General features: G+C 66.9%; 15 protein-coding genes. 9 read left to right on the forward strand and 6 right to left on the reverse strand.

The window, feature by feature from the left end; all coding sequences use genetic code 11:
* Positions 1-68: 68 nt before the first annotated feature.
* A complete protein-coding gene (locus tag QRM95_RS19775) occupies positions 69-518 on the reverse strand; it encodes a MarR family winged helix-turn-helix transcriptional regulator (protein WP_141180842.1) in 450 nt (149 codons plus the stop codon).
* A gap of 164 nt (positions 519-682) precedes the next feature.
* On the opposite strand from QRM95_RS19775, the gene QRM95_RS19780 reads away from it, so the two are divergent.
* Positions 683-1,885, forward strand: a complete 1,203-nt coding sequence (locus QRM95_RS19780) for an MFS transporter (protein WP_285249122.1) — start codon at positions 683-685, stop codon at positions 1,883-1,885.
* On the opposite strand, the gene QRM95_RS19785 is transcribed toward QRM95_RS19780, so the two are convergent.
* Genes QRM95_RS19785 through QRM95_RS19795 form a run of 3 tightly spaced genes read right to left on the reverse strand, consistent with a single transcriptional unit; the run spans position 1,882 to position 4,595 of the window.
* Positions 1,882-2,907: a LacI family DNA-binding transcriptional regulator gene (locus QRM95_RS19785; RefSeq protein ID WP_285249123.1), complete on the reverse strand. Its 1,026-nt coding sequence runs from the start codon at positions 2,905-2,907 to the stop codon at positions 1,882-1,884. The genes QRM95_RS19780 and QRM95_RS19785 overlap by 4 nt on opposite strands.
* Positions 2,908-2,943: 36 nt before the next feature.
* The gene (gene iolB / locus QRM95_RS19790) at positions 2,944-3,837 is read right to left on the reverse strand and encodes a 5-deoxy-glucuronate isomerase (RefSeq protein ID WP_141180845.1); all 894 of its coding nucleotides are present in this window, start codon (positions 3,835-3,837) and stop codon (positions 2,944-2,946) included.
* A 17-nt stretch (positions 3,838-3,854) separates the two neighbouring features.
* A complete protein-coding gene (locus QRM95_RS19795) occupies positions 3,855-4,595 on the reverse strand; it encodes a GntR family transcriptional regulator (protein WP_285249124.1) in 741 nt (246 codons plus the stop codon).
* A gap of 315 nt (positions 4,596-4,910) precedes the next feature.
* On the opposite strand from QRM95_RS19795, the gene QRM95_RS19800 reads away from it, so the two are divergent.
* The gene (locus tag QRM95_RS19800; protein ID WP_285249125.1) at positions 4,911-6,308 is read left to right on the forward strand and encodes a sugar porter family MFS transporter; all 1,398 of its coding nucleotides are present in this window, start codon (positions 4,911-4,913) and stop codon (positions 6,306-6,308) included.
* A gap of 62 nt (positions 6,309-6,370) precedes the next feature.
* Entirely contained in the window at positions 6,371-7,507 is a 1,137-nt protein-coding gene (locus tag QRM95_RS19805) for an LOG family protein (RefSeq protein WP_285249126.1), read from the forward strand.
* 39 nt (positions 7,508-7,546) lie between these two features.
* On the opposite strand, the gene QRM95_RS19810 is transcribed toward QRM95_RS19805, so the two are convergent.
* Positions 7,547-8,689 (reverse strand): VIT1/CCC1 transporter family protein, encoded by a 1,143-nt coding sequence (locus tag QRM95_RS19810; RefSeq protein ID WP_285249127.1) that lies wholly within the window; start codon positions 8,687-8,689, stop codon positions 7,547-7,549.
* 266 nt (positions 8,690-8,955) lie between these two features.
* On the opposite strand from QRM95_RS19810, the gene QRM95_RS19815 reads away from it, so the two are divergent.
* Positions 8,956-9,183, forward strand: coding sequence for a hypothetical protein (locus QRM95_RS19815; RefSeq protein WP_285249128.1), 228 nt, complete (start codon positions 8,956-8,958; stop codon positions 9,181-9,183).
* Positions 9,184-9,261: 78 nt separating this feature from the next.
* On the opposite strand, the gene QRM95_RS19820 is transcribed toward QRM95_RS19815, so the two are convergent.
* A complete protein-coding gene (locus tag QRM95_RS19820) occupies positions 9,262-10,782 on the reverse strand; it encodes a sodium:solute symporter family protein (protein WP_285249129.1) in 1,521 nt (506 codons plus the stop codon).
* A 276-nt stretch (positions 10,783-11,058) separates the two neighbouring features.
* Here QRM95_RS19820 and QRM95_RS19825 point away from each other — a divergent pair, with 276 nt between their 5' ends.
* The 5 genes from QRM95_RS19825 to QRM95_RS19845 all read left to right on the forward strand — a co-directional run bounded on the left by QRM95_RS19825 (position 11,059) and on the right by QRM95_RS19845 (position 17,366).
* The gene (locus QRM95_RS19825; protein WP_018762206.1) at positions 11,059-11,634 is read left to right on the forward strand and encodes a helix-turn-helix domain-containing protein; all 576 of its coding nucleotides are present in this window, start codon (positions 11,059-11,061) and stop codon (positions 11,632-11,634) included.
* Between the two features lie 113 nt (positions 11,635-11,747).
* Positions 11,748-12,812, forward strand: coding sequence for an agmatinase (gene speB, locus QRM95_RS19830; RefSeq protein WP_285249130.1), 1,065 nt, complete (start codon positions 11,748-11,750; stop codon positions 12,810-12,812).
* 4 nt (positions 12,813-12,816) lie between these two features.
* Positions 12,817-14,520, forward strand: a complete 1,704-nt coding sequence (locus QRM95_RS19835) for a thiamine pyrophosphate-binding protein (protein ID WP_285249131.1) — start codon at positions 12,817-12,819, stop codon at positions 14,518-14,520.
* A 156-nt stretch (positions 14,521-14,676) separates the two neighbouring features.
* Complete coding sequence (locus QRM95_RS19840) at positions 14,677-15,159, forward strand: MarR family winged helix-turn-helix transcriptional regulator (RefSeq protein WP_018762209.1); 483 nt, start codon at positions 14,677-14,679, stop codon at positions 15,157-15,159.
* Positions 15,159-17,366, forward strand: a complete 2,208-nt coding sequence (locus QRM95_RS19845; RefSeq protein ID WP_285249132.1) for an MDR family MFS transporter — start codon at positions 15,159-15,161, stop codon at positions 17,364-17,366. Before QRM95_RS19840 ends, QRM95_RS19845 begins: the two co-directional genes overlap by 1 nt.
* The last annotated feature ends 148 nt before the right edge of the window (positions 17,367-17,514 follow it).

Below are 17,514 nucleotides of genomic sequence, written 5' to 3' on the forward strand. Positions count from 1 at the left end.
CTTCTTACCAGCAACGCCCCCACGAGCACCATCCGGGGGCGTTGCTGGTGTCTTAAGGAGCCGGTGTCCTAGGCGCGCGCGTGCAGCCGCGGCAGCGCATCCACCAGCGGTGCCAGCTCGGGGATGTCCCGCGCCGCTCCCAGGGCACGTTCCAGGGTGGCGTCGTGCACCGGCCTCGCTTCCTCAAGGAGGCTGAGGCCGCTGGGCGTTAACTCGGTGTAGATGCCGCGGCGGTCGTCGTCGCACAGGATCCGGGTCAGCAGGCCCCGGTCCTCCAGCCGGTTCACCAGCCGGGTGGTTGCGCTGGGGCTCAGTGCCGTGGCGCGCGCCAGCTGCTGCATCCGCATGTGCCAGCCGTCCTGCCGGCTCAGGGCATCAAGCACCGTGTATTCCACCACAGACAGCTTCGACTCGGCCTGGAGGCTGCGTTCCAGTTCGTTTTCGATCAGCCCGTGCAGGGCTGCCAGGGTGCGCCAGCCCTGGGCACGGACCTCAACGGCGTCGTCCTTGATGCCCATGGTTGCTCCTTCGAAGACGGCGGAAGGCGCCATCCATTGCTGCGGTCATAGATAGTTGCTTGCGCGGTATATTTGCATGTGCAACAATAAATACCGCGCCTGCAACTATCTTAGGCGCCTTCCCGCCTCGGGAACAACCACGAACAGCTCAAAGGAGCATCCTCATGCCTGTTGGCCTGATAGCACTCGCCCTGGGCGGGTTTGGCATTGGCCTCACGGAATTCGTGATCGCCGGCCTCCTTCCGCAGGTGGCAACCGATTTTGAGGTCAGCGAGGCCTCCGCCGGCTGGTTCATCTCCGGCTACGCACTCTCCGTGGTGGTGGGAGCGCTCGGCCTGACCGCAGCCGTAACCCGCTTCCAGCGCAAACCCGTGCTGGCTGCCCTGCTGGTCCTGTTCATTGCCGGCAACCTGCTCTCCGCTACGGCGGACGGTTACTGGGCCATGATGCTGGGCCGCGTCATCGCAGCCCTTTCGCACGGCGCCTTTTTCGGAATCGGAGCCGTGGTGGCGGCCGGCATGGTTCCGCCCAGCAAGAAGGCAGGGGCCATTGCCCTGATGTTCACCGGGCTGACGGCCGCCAATGTCCTGGGTGTCCCGTTCGGAACCCTGCTGGGCCAGGCGGCCGGCTGGCGCGCCACGTTCTGGGCCATCACCGTCATTGGCGTAGCCGCGCTCGCCGGGATCCTTGCACTCGTCCCCGCATCTGCCGGTGGAACGGAAGAGGCGGCCAGCCTCCGCTCCGAACTGCGTGCCTTCCGCTCCGGGCAGGTATGGCTGTCCATCGTGGTGACCATCCTTGGCTTCGGCGGAATGTTCGGCGCTTTTACCTACATCGCCTACACGCTGACCGAGGTGTCCGGCTTCGCCGCCTCCACAGTGCCATGGCTGCTGATTGTCTTTGGCGTGGGACTCTTCGCCGGCAATACGCTGGGCGGAAAAGCGGCAGACCGCAACGTCGACCGGACGCTGCTGGTGGTGCTTGCCATCCTCTCCGTGGTCCTGGTGGCCTTTGCCGTCACCGCCGCCAACCCGGTGCTCACCGTCATCTCATTGGTCCTGATGGGCGGCTTCGGCTTCGCTACCGTTCCCGGGCTGCAGATGAGGGTCATGAAGTATGCCCCCGGAGCTCCCACGCTTGCCTCCGGGGCGAATATCGGGGCGTTCAACGTGGGCAATGCCCTGGGCGCCTGGCTGGGTGGCGTCACCATCACCGCGGGATTCGGCTACACCTCACCCATCTGGGCAGGCGCAGCCATTACGCTGGCCGGAGCGGTGGTGATGGCCCTTGCCGCGGCGGGCGCCAAGCGGGGCGAACAGCGGCCGGGCAAAGAGGTGCGGGCCGTGGACGAGCTGGCCGTCCGCTAAGCGGCGGGATCCGAGGAGCGGCGCACCATCAGGGCGGGTTCAAGCTTCCGGGTCACGGCCTGTCCGGCCGTCCCGGCGACCCGCTCCAGCATGGCTTGCGCCGCCAGCCGGCCCAGCTGCCCCGCGTGCTGGTCAATGGACGTCAGGCCAATCAGGGGGGAGGTCGCTACTTCGATGTTGTCGCAGCCGACGATTGCCACGTCGCCCGGAACGGACAGTCCGCGCGACGCCAGGGCCTCCATGATGCCGATGGCGGTGAGGTCATTGTGCGCAAAGACGGCGGTGGGGAGCGTGGCGCCGGAGTCCAGGAACTGCTCCATCACGGCCCGGCCGCCGCGTTCGGTCATGTCGCTGTGGACCAGCTGTGGCTCCAGCCCGAACTGTTCCATGGCGTGCAGGTAGCCCTCCCGCCGCGCGGTATAGGGGAGCCAGTCCGAGATGTCCACGTGGGCGATCCGCCGGTGCCCCAGTCCGTACAGGTGCTCCACGGCAAGCGCTCCGGAACGGAAGTCGTCGGTCAAAACGGAATCCACGCCGTCGACCTCCAGCTCCCGGGTGATGACGACGGCGGGCGTTCCCCGCAGTGCCCCGGCCAAATCCGCCGAGGTGCCGGTATAGCCCGCCAGCAGGACGCCGTCCACGCGCAGGTCCACGAAGGACCGGACGGCTTCCAGTTCCGTTCCCGGATCAGCGGAGCCGACGGCGACCATCACCTGGTTGCCGCTTCCCGCCAGGCCTTCGGTGATGCCGTCATAGATGTCTGCGAAGACCGGGTTGTGCAGGTCGAGGAAGAGGACTCCGATGGTGTTGGTCCGGTGGCTGGCCAGCCGGCTGGCCAGCCTGTTGGGCGAGTAGCCCAGGGCGGCGGCTGCTTCCAGCACGGCCGTCCGCTTGGCGGGGGAGACCTTGGGGGAATCCCGCATGACCAGGGACACCAGGGCGCGGCTCACCCCGGCGTCCCGTGCCACATCCTCCATGGTCACGGACCGCGGCGCAGGAGACGTCTGTTTCACAAGACTCACTATGCCAGCCTGCCGCCACCCGCCGGGCAAGGTTCCCTACGCGCCGAACGGCAGCCGGGGATCGATGTTCTGGCTCTCCCACGTCTGCCGGACCCAGCCGTGGTGCGGGTCGTCGCTGATCAGCCACTCCCGCACGGGCCCGGGTCCGGCCATGACGTTGAGGTAGTAGAGGTCGTAGCCGGGAGCCGCCATGGCCGGGCCATGCCAGCCGTAAGGGACCAGGACCACGTCCCCGGTCCGTACTTCGGCGGAAACATCGATGGGCCGCTCATCGGAGGCGTAGACACGCTGGTAGCCGATGGCGTCGGCGTCTGCAGGTGCTCCCGGTCCGGCGCCCACCTGCGTCTCGAAGTAGTAGATCTCCTCAAGGGATGTTTCGCCGTCTTTTTCCTCGTCATGCTTGTGGGGAGGGTAGGAGGACCAGTTGCCGGCGGGAGTGAGCACCTCACACACGATGAAGCGGTCAGCCTCGAGCGCGGCAGGGGTGCCGAAGTTGTGGACCTGGCGCGAGCAGTTGCCCGCGCCGCGCAGCTCCACCGGAGTTTCTGCGGCGGACACCAGCCTGGTGGGGTAGGAAGCCTGGGCCGGTGCGGTGGCGACCGCCACCCTGCCACCGTCGGCCGAGCTGATGCCAACTGCGCGGCCGGTGCCGGAATACAGCACATCGGTCGGACCTGCGAACACCGAGCGGCGGCCCTGCAGCGGGTAGTCCGTGCCGTCAACGGTGACGGTGAAGGACCCGTTGAGCGGCACCACGATGCGTTCCTCGTCCGCGGCGGGGAGTTCGACGGCGGCCCCCGCCGGCAGGGTGGCCACCTTCAGTCCGGTGTGCGCCCAGCCGTCCACGGCCAGGGGGGAATCTGAGGTTCCGATGGACACGTCCCAGGTGCCGTCGGCGGCGGTGCCCAGGGGGTAGACCCAGTTGGTCATGGAGTTGGCTCCTTGGATTATCGCTGTACGAGTGTCATTTCAAAACTGTAGGAATCGGCGCGGTACACGTGGTGGCCGGTTTCAACCCGTCGGCCGGTATCGTCCACCGCGGTGCGTTCCATGGTCACCAGCGCCGAGCCTGCCGGGGTGTCCAGCATGGAAGCCTGGTACTCGTTGGCGGTCATCGCACCGATGCGCTGGGTGGCGAGCCGGAAGTTCACGCCTCCGCGGCGGAGGATCGAGTAGAGGCCTTCTGCCTTGAGCATGGCTTCATCCATCTCGGCAATGTCGTCGCGCACCCAGTTCTCCATGAGGGCCAGGGGCTTGCCGCCCACCTTCCGCAGCCGGGTGAAGTGGTACACCTTCGAGCCTGCGGGAAGCTGCAGGGTAGTGATCGTGGCGTCATCCGCCTCGAGGTGCGAGAAGCTCAGCACCTCGGTGGTGGGCTTCTTGCCATTGTTGGTCAGGTCGTCATAGAGGCTGGAAAGCTCCAGCGGCCGGCGCACCTGGCTCGACACCACCTGCGTTCCCACGCCCCGCTTCCGCACCAGCAGCCCGGAACGGACCAGCTCATCCATGGCCTTGCGCATGGTGGGCCGCGACAGGTTCAGCTGTGCGGCGAGATCGATCTCGTTGTCCAGCCGGCTGCCGGGCTCCAGCACCCCGCTGTAGATTGCCGCTTCAATGCCCTGGACCACCTGGTGGTACAGGGGCACGGGGGAGGAACGGTCGATGGTGAGTCCCAGGTTGTTCGCCACGGTGCGTTCCCCTCGTCTTTGGTGCGGGCGCCTCCGCCCGGTCTGGACAGCCGGCCTGCGGGCAGTTTGACGCTATATGTTCGCTTGATAGGACATAGTTCCTTCCTTGATCGTAGCAGGCGCGCCCGGGTGGTCAAGGATGGCTGTGCCGCGCTTCAGCCAAAGGAAGGGAAAAATATTGTGCTGACATTAAGACTTTTTATTGACGACTCGGATTAGAGCGCTCTAACGTAGGTGGCACGCATCACATTCCCGACCGGTCATCCGGTCCCCGAGAGAATTTGAGAGGCAACAATGCTGTTGCAAAAACAAACCATGGCTGCCACCGGCAGCAGGCGCCGCGGCTACCTCGCCCGGCTCACCGTGATCTCCACCCTGGGCGGCCTGCTCTTCGGGTACGACACCGGCGTGATCTCCGGCGCCCTGCTGTACATGAACGACTCCCTCAACATGAACGCCGTGGAGGAAGCAACCGTGGTGAGCGCTCTGCTGTTCCCCGGTGCCGCCGTCGGCGCCCTTACCGGCGGGCGGATGGCTGACAAGCTGGGCCGTCGTGGCTCACTGCTGGTCTGCGCACTGCTATTCCTGCTGGGTGCCATGGGCTGCGCCCTTGCGCCCAGCGTGACCTTCATGATTGCCGCCCGCATCGTGCTGGGCCTGGGGGTGGGCGCCGCCGCCGTGACCTGCCCGCTGTACCTGGCGGAGATGGCTCCTGCCCATCTTCGTGGCCGGATGGTCACCATCAACGAACTCATGATCGTGACCGGCCAGATGCTGGCATTCGCCATCAATGCGCTCCTGGATGCCCTGATCCACGACAACGAGGTCTGGCGGAGCATGCTGGGCATCGCTGCCATCCCTGCCCTCGCACTGCTCGCCGGCATGCTGATGCTGCCGGAATCGCCGCGCTGGTACGCCATCCGCGGCCGCCTGGAAGACAGCCGCCGGGTCCTGAACCTGAGCCGCAGCCCGGAAGAGGCAACCGCCGAGTTCGAGGAAATCGCCCACGCAGCGCGCACGGCCAAGGAAGAACGCGGTCACGCCCTCCGCGACCTGAAGAACAACCCATGGATGCGCCGGCTGCTCTGGATCGGTATTGGCCTGGCCACCGTCCAGCAGGCAACAGGCATCAATACCGTGAACTACTACGCCCCCACCATCCTGGAAAAGAGCGGGCTTGGCGTCAGCGCATCGCTGGTGGCCACCATCGGCGTCGGCGTTACGTCAGTGCTCATGACCGTCCTGGGTATCTGGTTGCTCGGCTTTGTTGGCCGCCGCCGGATGCTGGTGATTGGATTCTCCGGAGTTGTCGGTGCCCAGGCCCTGCTGGCCGTCGTCTTCCTCCTCCCGCAGTCGGACCTTGCCAGCTACACCATCCTGGCCGCGATGATGCTGTTCGTTGCCTTCGTCCAGTGCTTCATCGGCACCTGCGTCTGGCTCCTGCTCTCCGAAATGTTCCCGCTGGCCATCCGCGGTTTCGCCATGGGAATTGCGGTCTTCGCGCTGTGGACCGTGAACGCGGCCATCTCCTTCCTGTTCCCGATCGTGGTCAATGCCCTGGGATCCACGGGTACCTTCGGCCTCTTCGTCCTGGTCAACGTGGCTTCCCTGGCGTTCGTCATCAAGTTCGTGCCGGAGACCAAGGGCCACTCCCTTGAGGACCTCGAAGCGCACTTCCGCGATGGTGAGGTGCCGGCGAAGCTTTCGGCGTAGCCGCCGCCGTTGCGGTTGGTGGCCTAGGCTGGCTGCATGATGTGGAGCGCGGGGCAGCAACCATGAATTTCGCCGGAAGCCTTGGTCCCCGCCCCCGCAACCTCGAAGTCCAGGACCTGGCCAGCTTCGACAGCCTGGTGGCCGGCGGTGCGGTCAACCTGCACGGCTGGCATGCACAGTCGCTGGACCTGCGGGGCCGGTCCGCGGCACTCAAAAACGTCCGCGTCGAGGGCGCGATGTTCCTGGGCTGCATTTTCGACGACGGTATGGAAGCCAACCTCCGCAGCCGCGGCGCCTTGATCTTCCCCAGGCTTGAAGGAGTCCCCTTCGACCCATACCGGGCCGTCCTGTATTCCCCGGCCGAACTGTACGCCGGACTGGCAACCGCACCGTATGAGGAATTGCCGGATGCGCGCATCTACCACTGGAGCATCCAGCCCGGCCAGCGCCACCGCGTGGACTCGACGCTGGCCTCGGCCCTGCATGACCATGCGATCGGCGATGCGCTGGATGAGCTGACCCGGTCCGTGGCGTGGCACCGCCGCTCTATCGTCGGCGTGATGGGGGGCCACGCAGCGCCCCGCGGCAGCCGGGAGTTTGCGGACGCGGCCCGGCTGGGCAGGCTCCTGGCCCTTGACGGCCATTCGGTGGCAACGGGCGGCGGCCCAGGGGCCATGGAGGCAGCGAACCTCGGCGCGTACCTGAGCCGGGCGTCCGACGGTGACGTGCAGGCAGCGCTTGCCACGCTCGCCGCTGTTCCCGGCTTCCGTCCCTCGGTCTCGGCGTGGGCACGTGCGGCGGCTGCCGTCGTCGAACGCCATCCGGACGGGACGCCGTCCCTCGGGATCCCCACCTGGTTCTACGGACACGAACCGCCCAACTACTTCGCCACGCACATCGCCAAATATTTCGCCAATGCCATCCGCGAGGCCATCCTTCTGGAACTGTGCCACGGCGGCATCGTGTTCCTGCCCGGAGCCGCGGGCACAGTCCAGGAGATCTTCCAGGACGCCTGCGAAAACTACTACGGTGCCCGGGAAAAGGTGGCTCCCATGGTGCTGGTGGGGCGCCGGCACTGGGAACAGGACTACCCGGCATGGCCCATGCTGGCCAGCCTGGCCGCCGGGCGCACCATGGCCGACTACATCTTCCTGGTGGACACGGTGGACGAAGCAGTGGAGGTCCTCCGGCGCCGCTGAACGGCGCCCGAGGACCTCCACGGAGTGGGCAGGTGGCGGCTAGCCCACCGCCGTGCCGAACAGCAGGCCCAGCAGGTACGTGATGACGGCAGCGCCGAGGCCGATGGCCAGCTGGCGCAGGCCGCGGGTCAGTGGGGAAGTGCCGGACAGCAGGCCAACGGCGGCGCCGGTGGCCAGGAGGGAGATGCCCACAAGGGACCCCGCCACCACGAGGGCGGCAACGCCGGTGAGGCCGAACAGGAAAGGCAGGATGGGGATGATGGCGCCGGAAGCGAAGAAGCAGAAACTGGAGAGCGCGGCACCCCATGCGGTGCCCACTGCCTCATGCTGGTCCTCTTCCTCCGGCAGCTCCGGCTGCAGCGACAGGCTCGGGTCGCAGTCGCAGGACAGCAGGCCCGTACGCTCGGCCACCCGGTGTTCGGCTGCCTCCCGCGACATCCCGCGGGCCAGGTACACCAGCAGGAGTTCGTTGTGTTCGAGGTCAAGCTTGGGCGCAGCCGCCAAGGTGACCTGAGTGGGGCGCGTGGCTGCCAGCAGTTCCCGCTGGGAACGGACGGAAATGAATTCGCCGGCCCCCATGGACATGGCACCGGCCAGGAGCCCGGCGATGCCGCTGAGCAGCACCACGCTGCTGGCCACTCCGGACGCCGCCATGCCCATCACCAGGGAGAGGTTGCTGACCAGGCCGTCGTTGGCACCGAAGACGGCGGCGCGGAACGTGCCCGCCAGCCGGTTGCGGCCGCGGGTTGCCAGTCCCCGGACCACCTCCTCATGGATCTGTTCGTCGGCAGCCATGGCCTCGGTGGCATTGGGGTCCTTGGCGTAAGGGGAACGGCCCTCCGCCCGCTGGGCCAGGGCCAGCACAAAGACAGAGCCGAAGTGCCTGGCCAGGAACCCCAGGAACCGGCTTCGGGCGGATGCCCGTTTCGGCTTGCCCGCATGCTCGCCCAGAAGGGCCAGCCAGTGCGCCTCGTGCCGGCCTTCGGCCTCGGCCAGGGCCAGCAGGATGGCCCGCTCTTCCCCTTCGCGGTTCTGCGCCAGATCGCGGTAGACGGCGGCTTCGGCGCGCTCGTCGGCCAGGTACTGGCGCCACCGTTTGATGTTCGACGGCGAGGGCTGGCTCCGGGCGGTCGTGGCGGCCTCCGGGACGGCATGGGATTCGGACTGGGCGTGCTGCGACACTGGTACTCCTGGGTTTGGAAAGGGCATGGTTGCGGCGCCTTTGCCCTGCCAGCGTACTGCGAATTTCCGCGGTTTTTTGGCTGGCAAACCTCGTTGGGGAGTTTCGGTTTACCGTAAAAGCGGACCCTGCTTTTCCTCAATTTGGCGGCCTTCAGTGGTGCCGCCGCGGCCCTTGACCCCCAGCCCGGCCGGTGCTGTGATGAAGGGGTGGCGCGGCCTTCGCCGGTCCCGAAAGAGCACGCCAGGCGAAACACGGAGGTTGGATCATGGGCACCACCGGACAGCACCCGGACATGCCGCACTTGGACGCCGTAGAAGCGGACCCCGCCTACGACTACGCCGAGGATGCCCCGGTGGACGACGCCGGCTGGGACGCGGAGGATGAATTCCTGGACCAGGAAGAGCCCGTGGTCCAGGCCCCTCCGGTCGTCATCGACGCCGAGGACCGCGAGGTCCCGTTGGATGACGACGAGCTCCGCGGCGAAGGGGAGTAGGACCAACGGCGACGGCGCCTCCCTTTCGCCTGGAAGCGAAAGGAGGCGCCGTCGTCGTGCGTTGAATCCTGTGGCCGGTCAGTGGCCGGCGAGGATTTCCTCGGGAGCCTCCTCCGGCTCCTGCCCGGCCACGCGGCGCTGCCAGGCCTGCATGACCAGGGGATCGGTGGGGCGGGTGAGCAGCGAGGCGGCGACGTAGACAATGGCCGAGGCGATCAGGCCGTAGTAGATGGGCTCGTTCGCGTAGATGCCGTCCAGCGGCGCCTTGGCATTGACCTCCAGGATGATCATGGTGCCCAGGGTCACCACGGAGCCGACTGCCATGGATGCCGCTGCTCCCAGTCCGGTGCCGCGCTTCCAGACGAGGCCGCCCAGGATGGCCACCAGGAGGCCGCCCACCAGGATGTCGTAGGCGATGGTCAGTGCCGCGACAACGTCCTTGGTGATGATGGCGATGACGATCGCCACCATGCCCAGTGCCAGGACCCAGACGCGGTTGGCCTTGACGTCATGCTCCGGGTTCTCGGAGTCATCGGTGTTGACCGTCTTGCCGAACCAGCCGGCAACGAACGGCAGGACATCCGCCCTTGCCACGGTGGCGGCGGCGATCAGTGCGCCGGACGCGGTGGACATCATGGCGGCCACGGCCGCTGCGAGGACCAGCCCGCCGATGCCGATGGGCAGGATGTTCTGGGCCACCTCGGCGTAGACGTCGTCCTTGGCCGCGATCTTGATGCCGGACAAGGCAACGTTGGCGGCCATGCCGATCAGGGCGCCGGCCACGCCGTAGAGGATGCAGTAGATGCCGGCCGTGGCGCCGCCCCAGCGGGCCACCGTGGGCGTCTTTGCGGTGAACACGCGCTGCCAGATGTCCTGCCCAATCAGCAGGCCCAGGGTGTACACCACGAAGTAGGTGATGATCGTCTGGACGCCGATGCCGTCCATCTGGAAGAAGCTGGCATCCACGCGGCTGCGGATGCCGTCGAGGCCGCCGGCGGCGTTGAGGGTAAAGGGGAGCATCAGGAAGAAGATGCCCACGGTCTTGATCACGAACTGGACCTGGTCCGCCAGGGTGATGGACCACATGCCGCCAATGGTGGAGTACACCAGCACAATGGCTCCGCCGATCGCGATGGCGAGGGCCCGGTCAAGCCCGAAGAGGACCACGAAGATGGTGGCGTAGGCGCCCGTGGAGGTGGCGCAGAGCATCAGGGTGTAGGCGAGCATGACGATGCCCGAGGCCTCGGTTGCCCGGCTCCCGTAGCGGAGGGTGAGCATCTGGGACACGGTGTAGATTTTCAGCTTTTGGATGGTGCCGGCGAAGAGCAGGCTCAGCAGCAGGACGCCGGCGCCGATGGCCACCACGAGCCACATCCCGGAGATGCCGAACTTGTAGCCAAGTCCCACGCCGCCCACGGTGGACGCTCCGCCCAGGACCACCGCGGCCATGGTGCCGGTGTACAGGAAGGGGCCCAGCCGGCGGCCGGCAACCAGGAAGTCGCTGTTGTTCTTGGTGCGGGACTTGCCCCACCAGCCGAAAGCCAGCATTGCGAGCAGGTACACCACCACGATGGCGATGTTGATGGCACTTGCATCCATGTGAAGGGCTCCTTTGGAGCTGTTGGCCGCCGGGTGTGGGACCGGGGCGGGGCCGCACCGGTCCCGCCGCGGACGAACGGAGGGGATTCCAGTTTTGGGGATTCCAGTATTGCCTTATAGGCAACAGGAGTTTTCAAAGCCTAGGATGTGACGGTCGCAACAGTCAAGAACAATCGCGCCGCGCGGCCGGCGTGTGGCATGCACGCGTCACAAAAGCGCCGCGGATTAGGATGGCTCGAGAGTGGAGCCGGGCTGCCGGCCATGAAAGGTTCGTAGATGAAGGCACTGCCAGTTGAGCCCAGTAACGTCCCGGTCGCCATCGGTTCCAGGATCCGGGCCGCCCGGCAGTCCCAGCGGCTCACCATCGAGCAGGTTGCGGACGCCACCGGGCTGACCAAAGGGTTCCTCAGCCGGGTGGAGCGCGACCTGACCTCACCGTCCGTGGCCTCACTGGTGACGCTCTGCCAAGTACTCTCGATCTCTATTGGCGACCTGTTCGCCGCGCCGGAAACCCACCTCACCAAGCGCAACGACGGGCCGCGGATCTCGCTCGGCGGCCAAGGCATCGTGGAGCGGCTGCTGACCGCCCGCTCGGAACGTCGGGTCCAGATCATCCAGGCCGTCATTGAGCCGCACGGACGGGGCGAGTCCGAACTCTATGCCGTGGACTGTGACGTGGACGTGCTGCATGTGATTAAGGGATCCATCAAGCTGATCCTCACCAATGAGGAGTACGACCTCAGTACCGGCGACACGGTGACGTTCCCGGGGCGCGAGCCGCACACCTGGATCAATCCATCGGACAAGCCTGTCGAGGTGCTCTGGGTCCTGGTGCCCGCCGCCAGTCGCTGACTTATCTGCAGGGTTCCGGGGCGGGTTTGGTAAACACTTGATGCTCCAAGGGAAACAGGGGTGTATGATGGCAGTCACACATTCCCCTCAACTCCTCGAAGGAGAGGCCTCCATTGGAAGAGCTGCGCATCGAAGCCAACGGCAACCTTGGCCCCATCGATTCATCCCGGATTCCGCGCTACGCGGGTGCCGCCACCTACGCCCGGCTGCCACGACTGGACCAGGTGGCCAAGGCTGACGTCACGGTGGTGGGTGTCCCCTTCGATTCCGGAGTGTCCTACCGGCCCGGCGCCCGCTTCGGCGCCAACCATGTCCGCGAGGCCAGCAGGCTGCTGCGCCCCTACAACCCGGCCTGGGACGTCAGCCCGTTCGAAAACATACAGGTGGCCGACGCCGGGGATATGGCGGTCAACCCGTTCAACATCAACGAAGCCATCGAGACCATCCAGCAGAACGCGCTGGACCTGACCGCGGCCGGGAGCAAGCTGCTGACCCTGGGCGGGGACCACACCATCGCGTTGCCACTGCTTCGGGCGGCCGCCGAGCGCGCCGGCGGGCCCATCGCCATGCTGCACTTCGATGCCCACCTGGACACCTGGGACACCTACTTCGGCGCCGAATACACCCACGGCACCCCGTTCCGCCGGGCCGTCGAGGAGGGCATCCTGGACACCGAAGCCATCAGCCACATCGGCACCCGCGGCCCGCTCTACGGCAAGAAGGATCTCGACGACGACCACCGCTTCGGCTTCGGCATCGTCACCTCCGCCGACGTCTACTACCAAGGTGTCCTGGAAACCGTGGCCAAGGTCCGTGACCGGATCGGCAACCGCCCGCTCTACATCTCCGTGGACATCGACGTCCTCGACCCTGCCCACGCGCCCGGCACCGGAACCCCGGAAGCCGGCGGCATCACCAGCCGCGAACTTCTGGAAATCATCCGCGGCTTCCGCGGCATGAACCTCGTGGGCGCCGACGTCGTCGAAGTGTCCCCGGCCTACGACCATGCCGAGATCACCGGCGTCGCGGCCAGCCACGTCGCGTACGAGCTGGTGACCCTCATGGCGGACAACGCCGTTCCCGGGGACCGCTTCGGTGCGGCAAACGGCTACGAGGCCCAGGCGCTGGGCCGGGCAACCCACAGGCCCGCCGGCTTCGCTGCCGCCGCCAAGGAGTAGCGCCGTGACCGAACCTGTACACCCCACTCCTGCCGGCGCTTCCGGGGGAGGGGCCCGCAACGGCGGGGACCTCGTCGTCGAAACGCTTGAAGCGCTGGGCGCCAAGACGGTGTTCGGCATCCCGGGCCAGCACGCGCTCGGCCTCTTTGACGCGATGGGCCGGGGCAACCTGCACTTCGTCTCCTCCAGGGTGGAGAATAACTCAGCCTTCGCCGCCGACGGCTACTCCCGCGCCACCGGCGAGGTCGGCGTCCTCTTCCTCTCCACCGGCCCCGGCGCGCTGACGTCCCTGGCCGGGCTGCAGGAGGCCTACGCCACCGGCGTCCCGATGGTGGTGGTGGCAAGCCAGATTCCGCTCGAAGGCCTCGGCGCCCGCCGCAAGGGCATGCTGCACCAGCTCGATGACCAGAAGGCCTCCGCCGCCAACGTCACCAAGAGCCAGCGGCTGATCCAGCACGCCTCCGGCATCCCCTCGGCCATCCAGGACGCCTGGACCGAAGCCATCTCCTCGCCGCAGGGCCCCGTGTGGCTCGAAATCCCGCAGAACGTCCTGCTGGATCCCATCATGGTGCCGCCGGTGGAGGACGCGCTCGCCGAAGCCGCGGACAACCCGCCGCGCGTTGAACTGGTCCGCGAGGCCGTGACCTGGCTTTCGGAAGCGAAGCGGCCGGCGATCATTGCCGGCGGCGGAACCAGGCGCGGCAAGGCGGAGAAACCGCTGTTGTCGCTCGCGGAGAAGCTGCGCGCCCCGGTCATCTGCACGCCCGGCGGCAACGGCGCGTTCCCTTGGAACCATGAACTCTCGCTCCAGTCCTGGATCGAGGACCAGTACATGACGGAGTTACTGGAAGACGCCGACGTGCTGATCGTCATCGGCTCCTCACTCGGCGAAGTCACGTCCAACTACTTCACCTTCGAGCCGCGCGGCAGGATCATCCAGATCGACGCTGAACCCCGGGTCCTGGAGTCCAACCGGCCCGGCCTGGGCATCCGGGCCGACGCCGGCCAGGCGCTGGCCGCCCTCGATGAGGCCCTGGTGGAGCCGCACGGCGAACGGGCGGACTGGCACGGCACCCCGCCCGAGGACCTGGTCAAGGTCACTCTCGCCAAGGTCAAGGCCCGGCTCGAAGAGCAGGACCTGGCCAAGGAACTGCGCTTTATGGCCGACATTCGTGAGGCAGTCCCGGCGGACATGCAGACGTTCTGGGACATGACCATCAGCGCCTACTGGGGATGGTCCTGCTGGGATGCCCGCCAGGGCCAGTTCCACTCGGCCCAGGGCGCCGGCGGACTCGGCTTCGGCTTCCCGGCGGCGATAGGCGGTGCGGTGGGCCTGGAAACCACGGGCAAGGACGCCAGCGCTGCCCGGGTGCTGGCCGTGTCCGGGGACGGATCCGCGATGTACTCCATTGCCGAGCTGGCCACGGCCAAACAGCACAACGTCCCGGTCACCTGGCTGATCGTGGACGACGGCGGCTACGGCATCCTGCGCGAGTACATGGTGGGCGCTTTCGGCAAGGCCACGGCAACCGAACTGGCCCGCCCCGACTTCGTTAAGCTGGCGGAATCCTTCGGCGTGCCGGCAACCCGGGTGGCCCCGGAGGATGTGGGGGACGCGCTCAAGGCCGCGTTCGCCGCGGACGGCCCCAACGTCGTCGTGGTTGAAACACTCCTGAAGATGTTCGCGCCCACCCATCTGGACAACTGAACCCAAGGCTTCCGCACATACGCTCCCTTACGCGCCGGCAACGGCTGCGTGGGGGAGCGTTGCCATTTAAAAGGCATCCACGGCAATAACTTCGTTTCCCTAAGCAACCTTTTTCTGGTACAGTTGCTTGCAGCAACTAATTCTTTAGGGAGGATCATGTCTGTCGCACCGGCCACCGCAGCCGACCTCGTCAGCCATATCTATGACCTCCAGCGCGCGCTGCGCTGCGTCACCATGGTCAACGTCAAAGGTCAAGACACGGGCATCGCACTCCAAGGCGTGCTGAAGTTCATTGGCGAAGGGGAAACCCGTGCCGCGCATCTCGCCGAACGGCTGGGGGTCAGTGCTCCAGTCCTCAGCCGGCATGTCGCGGAACTGGCGGACGCCGGCCTGGTGCTTCGCACTCCGGACCCGGACGATGGGAGGGCCCAGCTGTTGGCCCTCTCACCCAAGGGTAAGGAAAAGCTCGCCGAGCTGGTGCGCCACCGGGCAGAAACCCTGCAGGGCTACCTCGCCGACTGGAACGAGGACGACGCCGTTGCAACCGCCGCGATGCTGAACAAGCTCACGGCATCCCTGAAGAATTCCATCCGGGCAAGGGCGGCCGGAACCACCAACGAACACGCAGGAGTCAACTAATGGCCAACGTCACCGCCGCCGCGGACCAGGAGCAGGAGCGCCAGCGCCAACGCTCCGCTAAACAGGAATCGCGGCAATCCAAGCGCCACGAACCCGGCGCACCCATGAACCACCGGCAGATCATGGAAGCCCTGACCGGCCTCCTCGCCGCCTTCTTCACCGCCATCCTCAGCAGCACCATCGTGGCAAACGCGCTGCCCACCATCATGTCCGAGCTCAAGGGCACCCAGACCGACTTCGCCTGGGTCATCACGGCGGCCCTGCTGGCCAACGCTGCCACCACCCCCATCTGGGGCAAGCTCGCGGACCTCTTCGACAAGAAGGTCCTGGTCCAGCTGAGCATCGTGATCTTCGTTGCCGGCTCGGTCATGGCAGGCTTCTCCGAAAACATCCCGTTCCTGCTCACCGCCCGCGTGATCCAGGGCATCGCCATGGGCGGCCTGACAGCCCTGGCACAGGCCATCATCGGCTCCATCATCCCGCCGCGCGAGCGCGGCAAGTACTCCGGCTACATGGGCGCCGTCATGGCTGTCGGCACGGCCGGCGGGCCGCTGCTCGGCGGCTTCATCGTGGACAGCCCGCTGGGCTGGCGCTGGACCTTCTTTGTCTGCGTGCCGCTCGCCGTCGTCGCCCTGATCCTGCTCCAGGTCACGCTCAAGGTTCCGCACATTAAGCGCCCCGCCAAGATCGACTGGCTCGGCGCCATCCTGCTCACGTCCGGCGTCAGCCTGCTCCTGGTCTGGGTTTCCTTCGCCGGCAACCCCGACTACTACGACTGGTGGTCCTGGCAGACGGCGGTCATGGTGGGCGGCGGCGTCCTCCTGCTCGCGCTGCTGGTCCTGGTGGAATCCAAGGTGTCCCAGCCGATCATCCCGCTCAAGATCATCTCCGAGCGCACCACCGCCCTGGCCATCGTTGCGTCCGTGGCCGTTGGCGTGGCCATGTTCGGTTCCTCCACCTTCCTGGGCCAGTACTACCAGGTGGCCCGCGGCGCCACGCCCACCGAGGCCGGCCTGCTGACCCTGCCCATGATCGCCGGCAACCTGATCGGTTCCGTCGTGTCCGGCCAGCTGATCAGCCGCTACGGCAAGTGGAAGCGCTTCCTGATCGGCGGCACCATCATGTTGATCGGCGGCCTGGCCCTTGCCGGGACCATGGACCACACCACCGAACTCTGGCTGACCGGCCTCTACACCGGCATCTTCGGCGTCGGACTGGGCATGCTCATGCAGAACCTCGTCCTTGCCGTGCAGAACACCGTCCAGGCCAAGGACATCGGTTCCGCCAGCGCCTCCGTCGCGTTCTTCCGCTCGGTGGGCGGCGCCATCGGCGTGTCCGTCCTGGGCGCCGTCATGGCCAACCACGTCAAGGAGCTGGCCACCGACGGGCTCGCGAAACTCGGCATCCAAGCCGGCGGAAACAGCGGTGCCACTTTGGACCTCAAGGACCTGCCCGCGCCGATTGCGGACATTATGCGCGCTGCCTACGGCGACGCCACGGCAGGCATCTTCATGATCACTGCCATTGTCAGCGTGGTGGCCCTCATCGCCGTCGTCTTCATCAAGGAAAAGCCGTTGCGCAGGACCGTGGACATCACCCCCGAGGCCACCTTGCAGGCCAATGCCGCCGGTGAAGCGGGAATGACCGCCATGACCGGCCAGCTGCCGGTGGTTGCTGCAGCCGGGAACGGGACCCTCCCGGGCGGGCCGGGAACAGCGGCACGGAGTTCGGCGCATGCCGGTGCCGCAGCTGCCCCCGCCAAGACGTACGACGGCGGTGCTGCCGCTGCGGCGGCAGCCTCCGGAAGGGTTGCGACGGAGGACTTCGAGGAAGTTTTCGCCAGGAGTTTCCGCTCCGAGGGGCTGGACCTGCGGTCCGCCGACAGCGTCGACAAGGCCGCGGACGCCGTGGCCAGCGCCGCTGACACGCTCCGGAAACTGCAGGACACCCAACAGCTCCTTGCCCGCCAGCAGGTGGAACTGGGCGGACTGGTCCTGGATGTCCAGGAGCAGCTGCGTTCGCAGCGGGAGGTTGCAGCCAAGCAGGCGGCCACGGCTGCTGAGCTCAGCAGGGTCCAGCGCAAGCTCCTGAAGGAGCGCAAGCTGCAAGCTGCGGCCGCGCTGTACCTGGCGGGCCACGGCAAGCACAGTGCCGCCGCCCCCTCGCAGTCTCCCGCCGACGGGTCGGAGTCCGTGCAGGGAAACTAGCCCGTCCCCGGCGGACCAGCCACAGACCCTTCCCGCGGACCCAATGCCGCACCCCAATGCCGCGGCCCGCACCCGGAACTACCTCCGGGTGCGGGCTGCGGCATTTCCATCTGCTCAATCGACGACTTTGCGGGCAGAAAAGCGCTCC

Origin of the sequence: Pseudarthrobacter sp. efr-133-R2A-89 (assembly GCF_030209315.1) — a bacterium.
GTDB lineage: Bacteria > Actinomycetota > Actinomycetes > Actinomycetales > Micrococcaceae > Arthrobacter.

What these genes read in the sequence shown, in the direction of transcription:
- QRM95_RS19825 (WP_018762206.1), top strand. Translation starts at nt 11,059, where the DNA reads ATGAAGGCACTGCCAGTTGAGCCCAGTAACGTCCCGGTCGCCATCGGT.
- QRM95_RS19845 (WP_285249132.1), top strand. Translation starts at nt 15,159, where the DNA reads ATGGCCAACGTCACCGCCGCCGCGGACCAGGAGCAGGAGCGCCAGCGC.
- QRM95_RS19780 (WP_285249122.1), top strand. Translation starts at nt 683, where the DNA reads ATGCCTGTTGGCCTGATAGCACTCGCCCTGGGCGGGTTTGGCATTGGC.
- QRM95_RS19805 (WP_285249126.1), top strand. Translation starts at nt 6,371, where the DNA reads ATGAATTTCGCCGGAAGCCTTGGTCCCCGCCCCCGCAACCTCGAAGTC.
- iolB (WP_141180845.1), bottom strand. Translation starts at nt 3,837, where the DNA reads ATGACCAACTGGGTCTACCCCCTGGGCACCGCCGCCGACGGCACCTGG.
- QRM95_RS19840 (WP_018762209.1), top strand. Translation starts at nt 14,677, where the DNA reads ATGTCTGTCGCACCGGCCACCGCAGCCGACCTCGTCAGCCATATCTAT.
- QRM95_RS19815 (WP_285249128.1), top strand. Translation starts at nt 8,956, where the DNA reads ATGGGCACCACCGGACAGCACCCGGACATGCCGCACTTGGACGCCGTA.
- QRM95_RS19775 (WP_141180842.1), bottom strand. Translation starts at nt 518, where the DNA reads ATGGGCATCAAGGACGACGCCGTTGAGGTCCGTGCCCAGGGCTGGCGC.
- QRM95_RS19800 (WP_285249125.1), top strand. Translation starts at nt 4,911, where the DNA reads ATGGCTGCCACCGGCAGCAGGCGCCGCGGCTACCTCGCCCGGCTCACC.
- QRM95_RS19820 (WP_285249129.1), bottom strand. Translation starts at nt 10,782, where the DNA reads ATGGATGCAAGTGCCATCAACATCGCCATCGTGGTGGTGTACCTGCTC.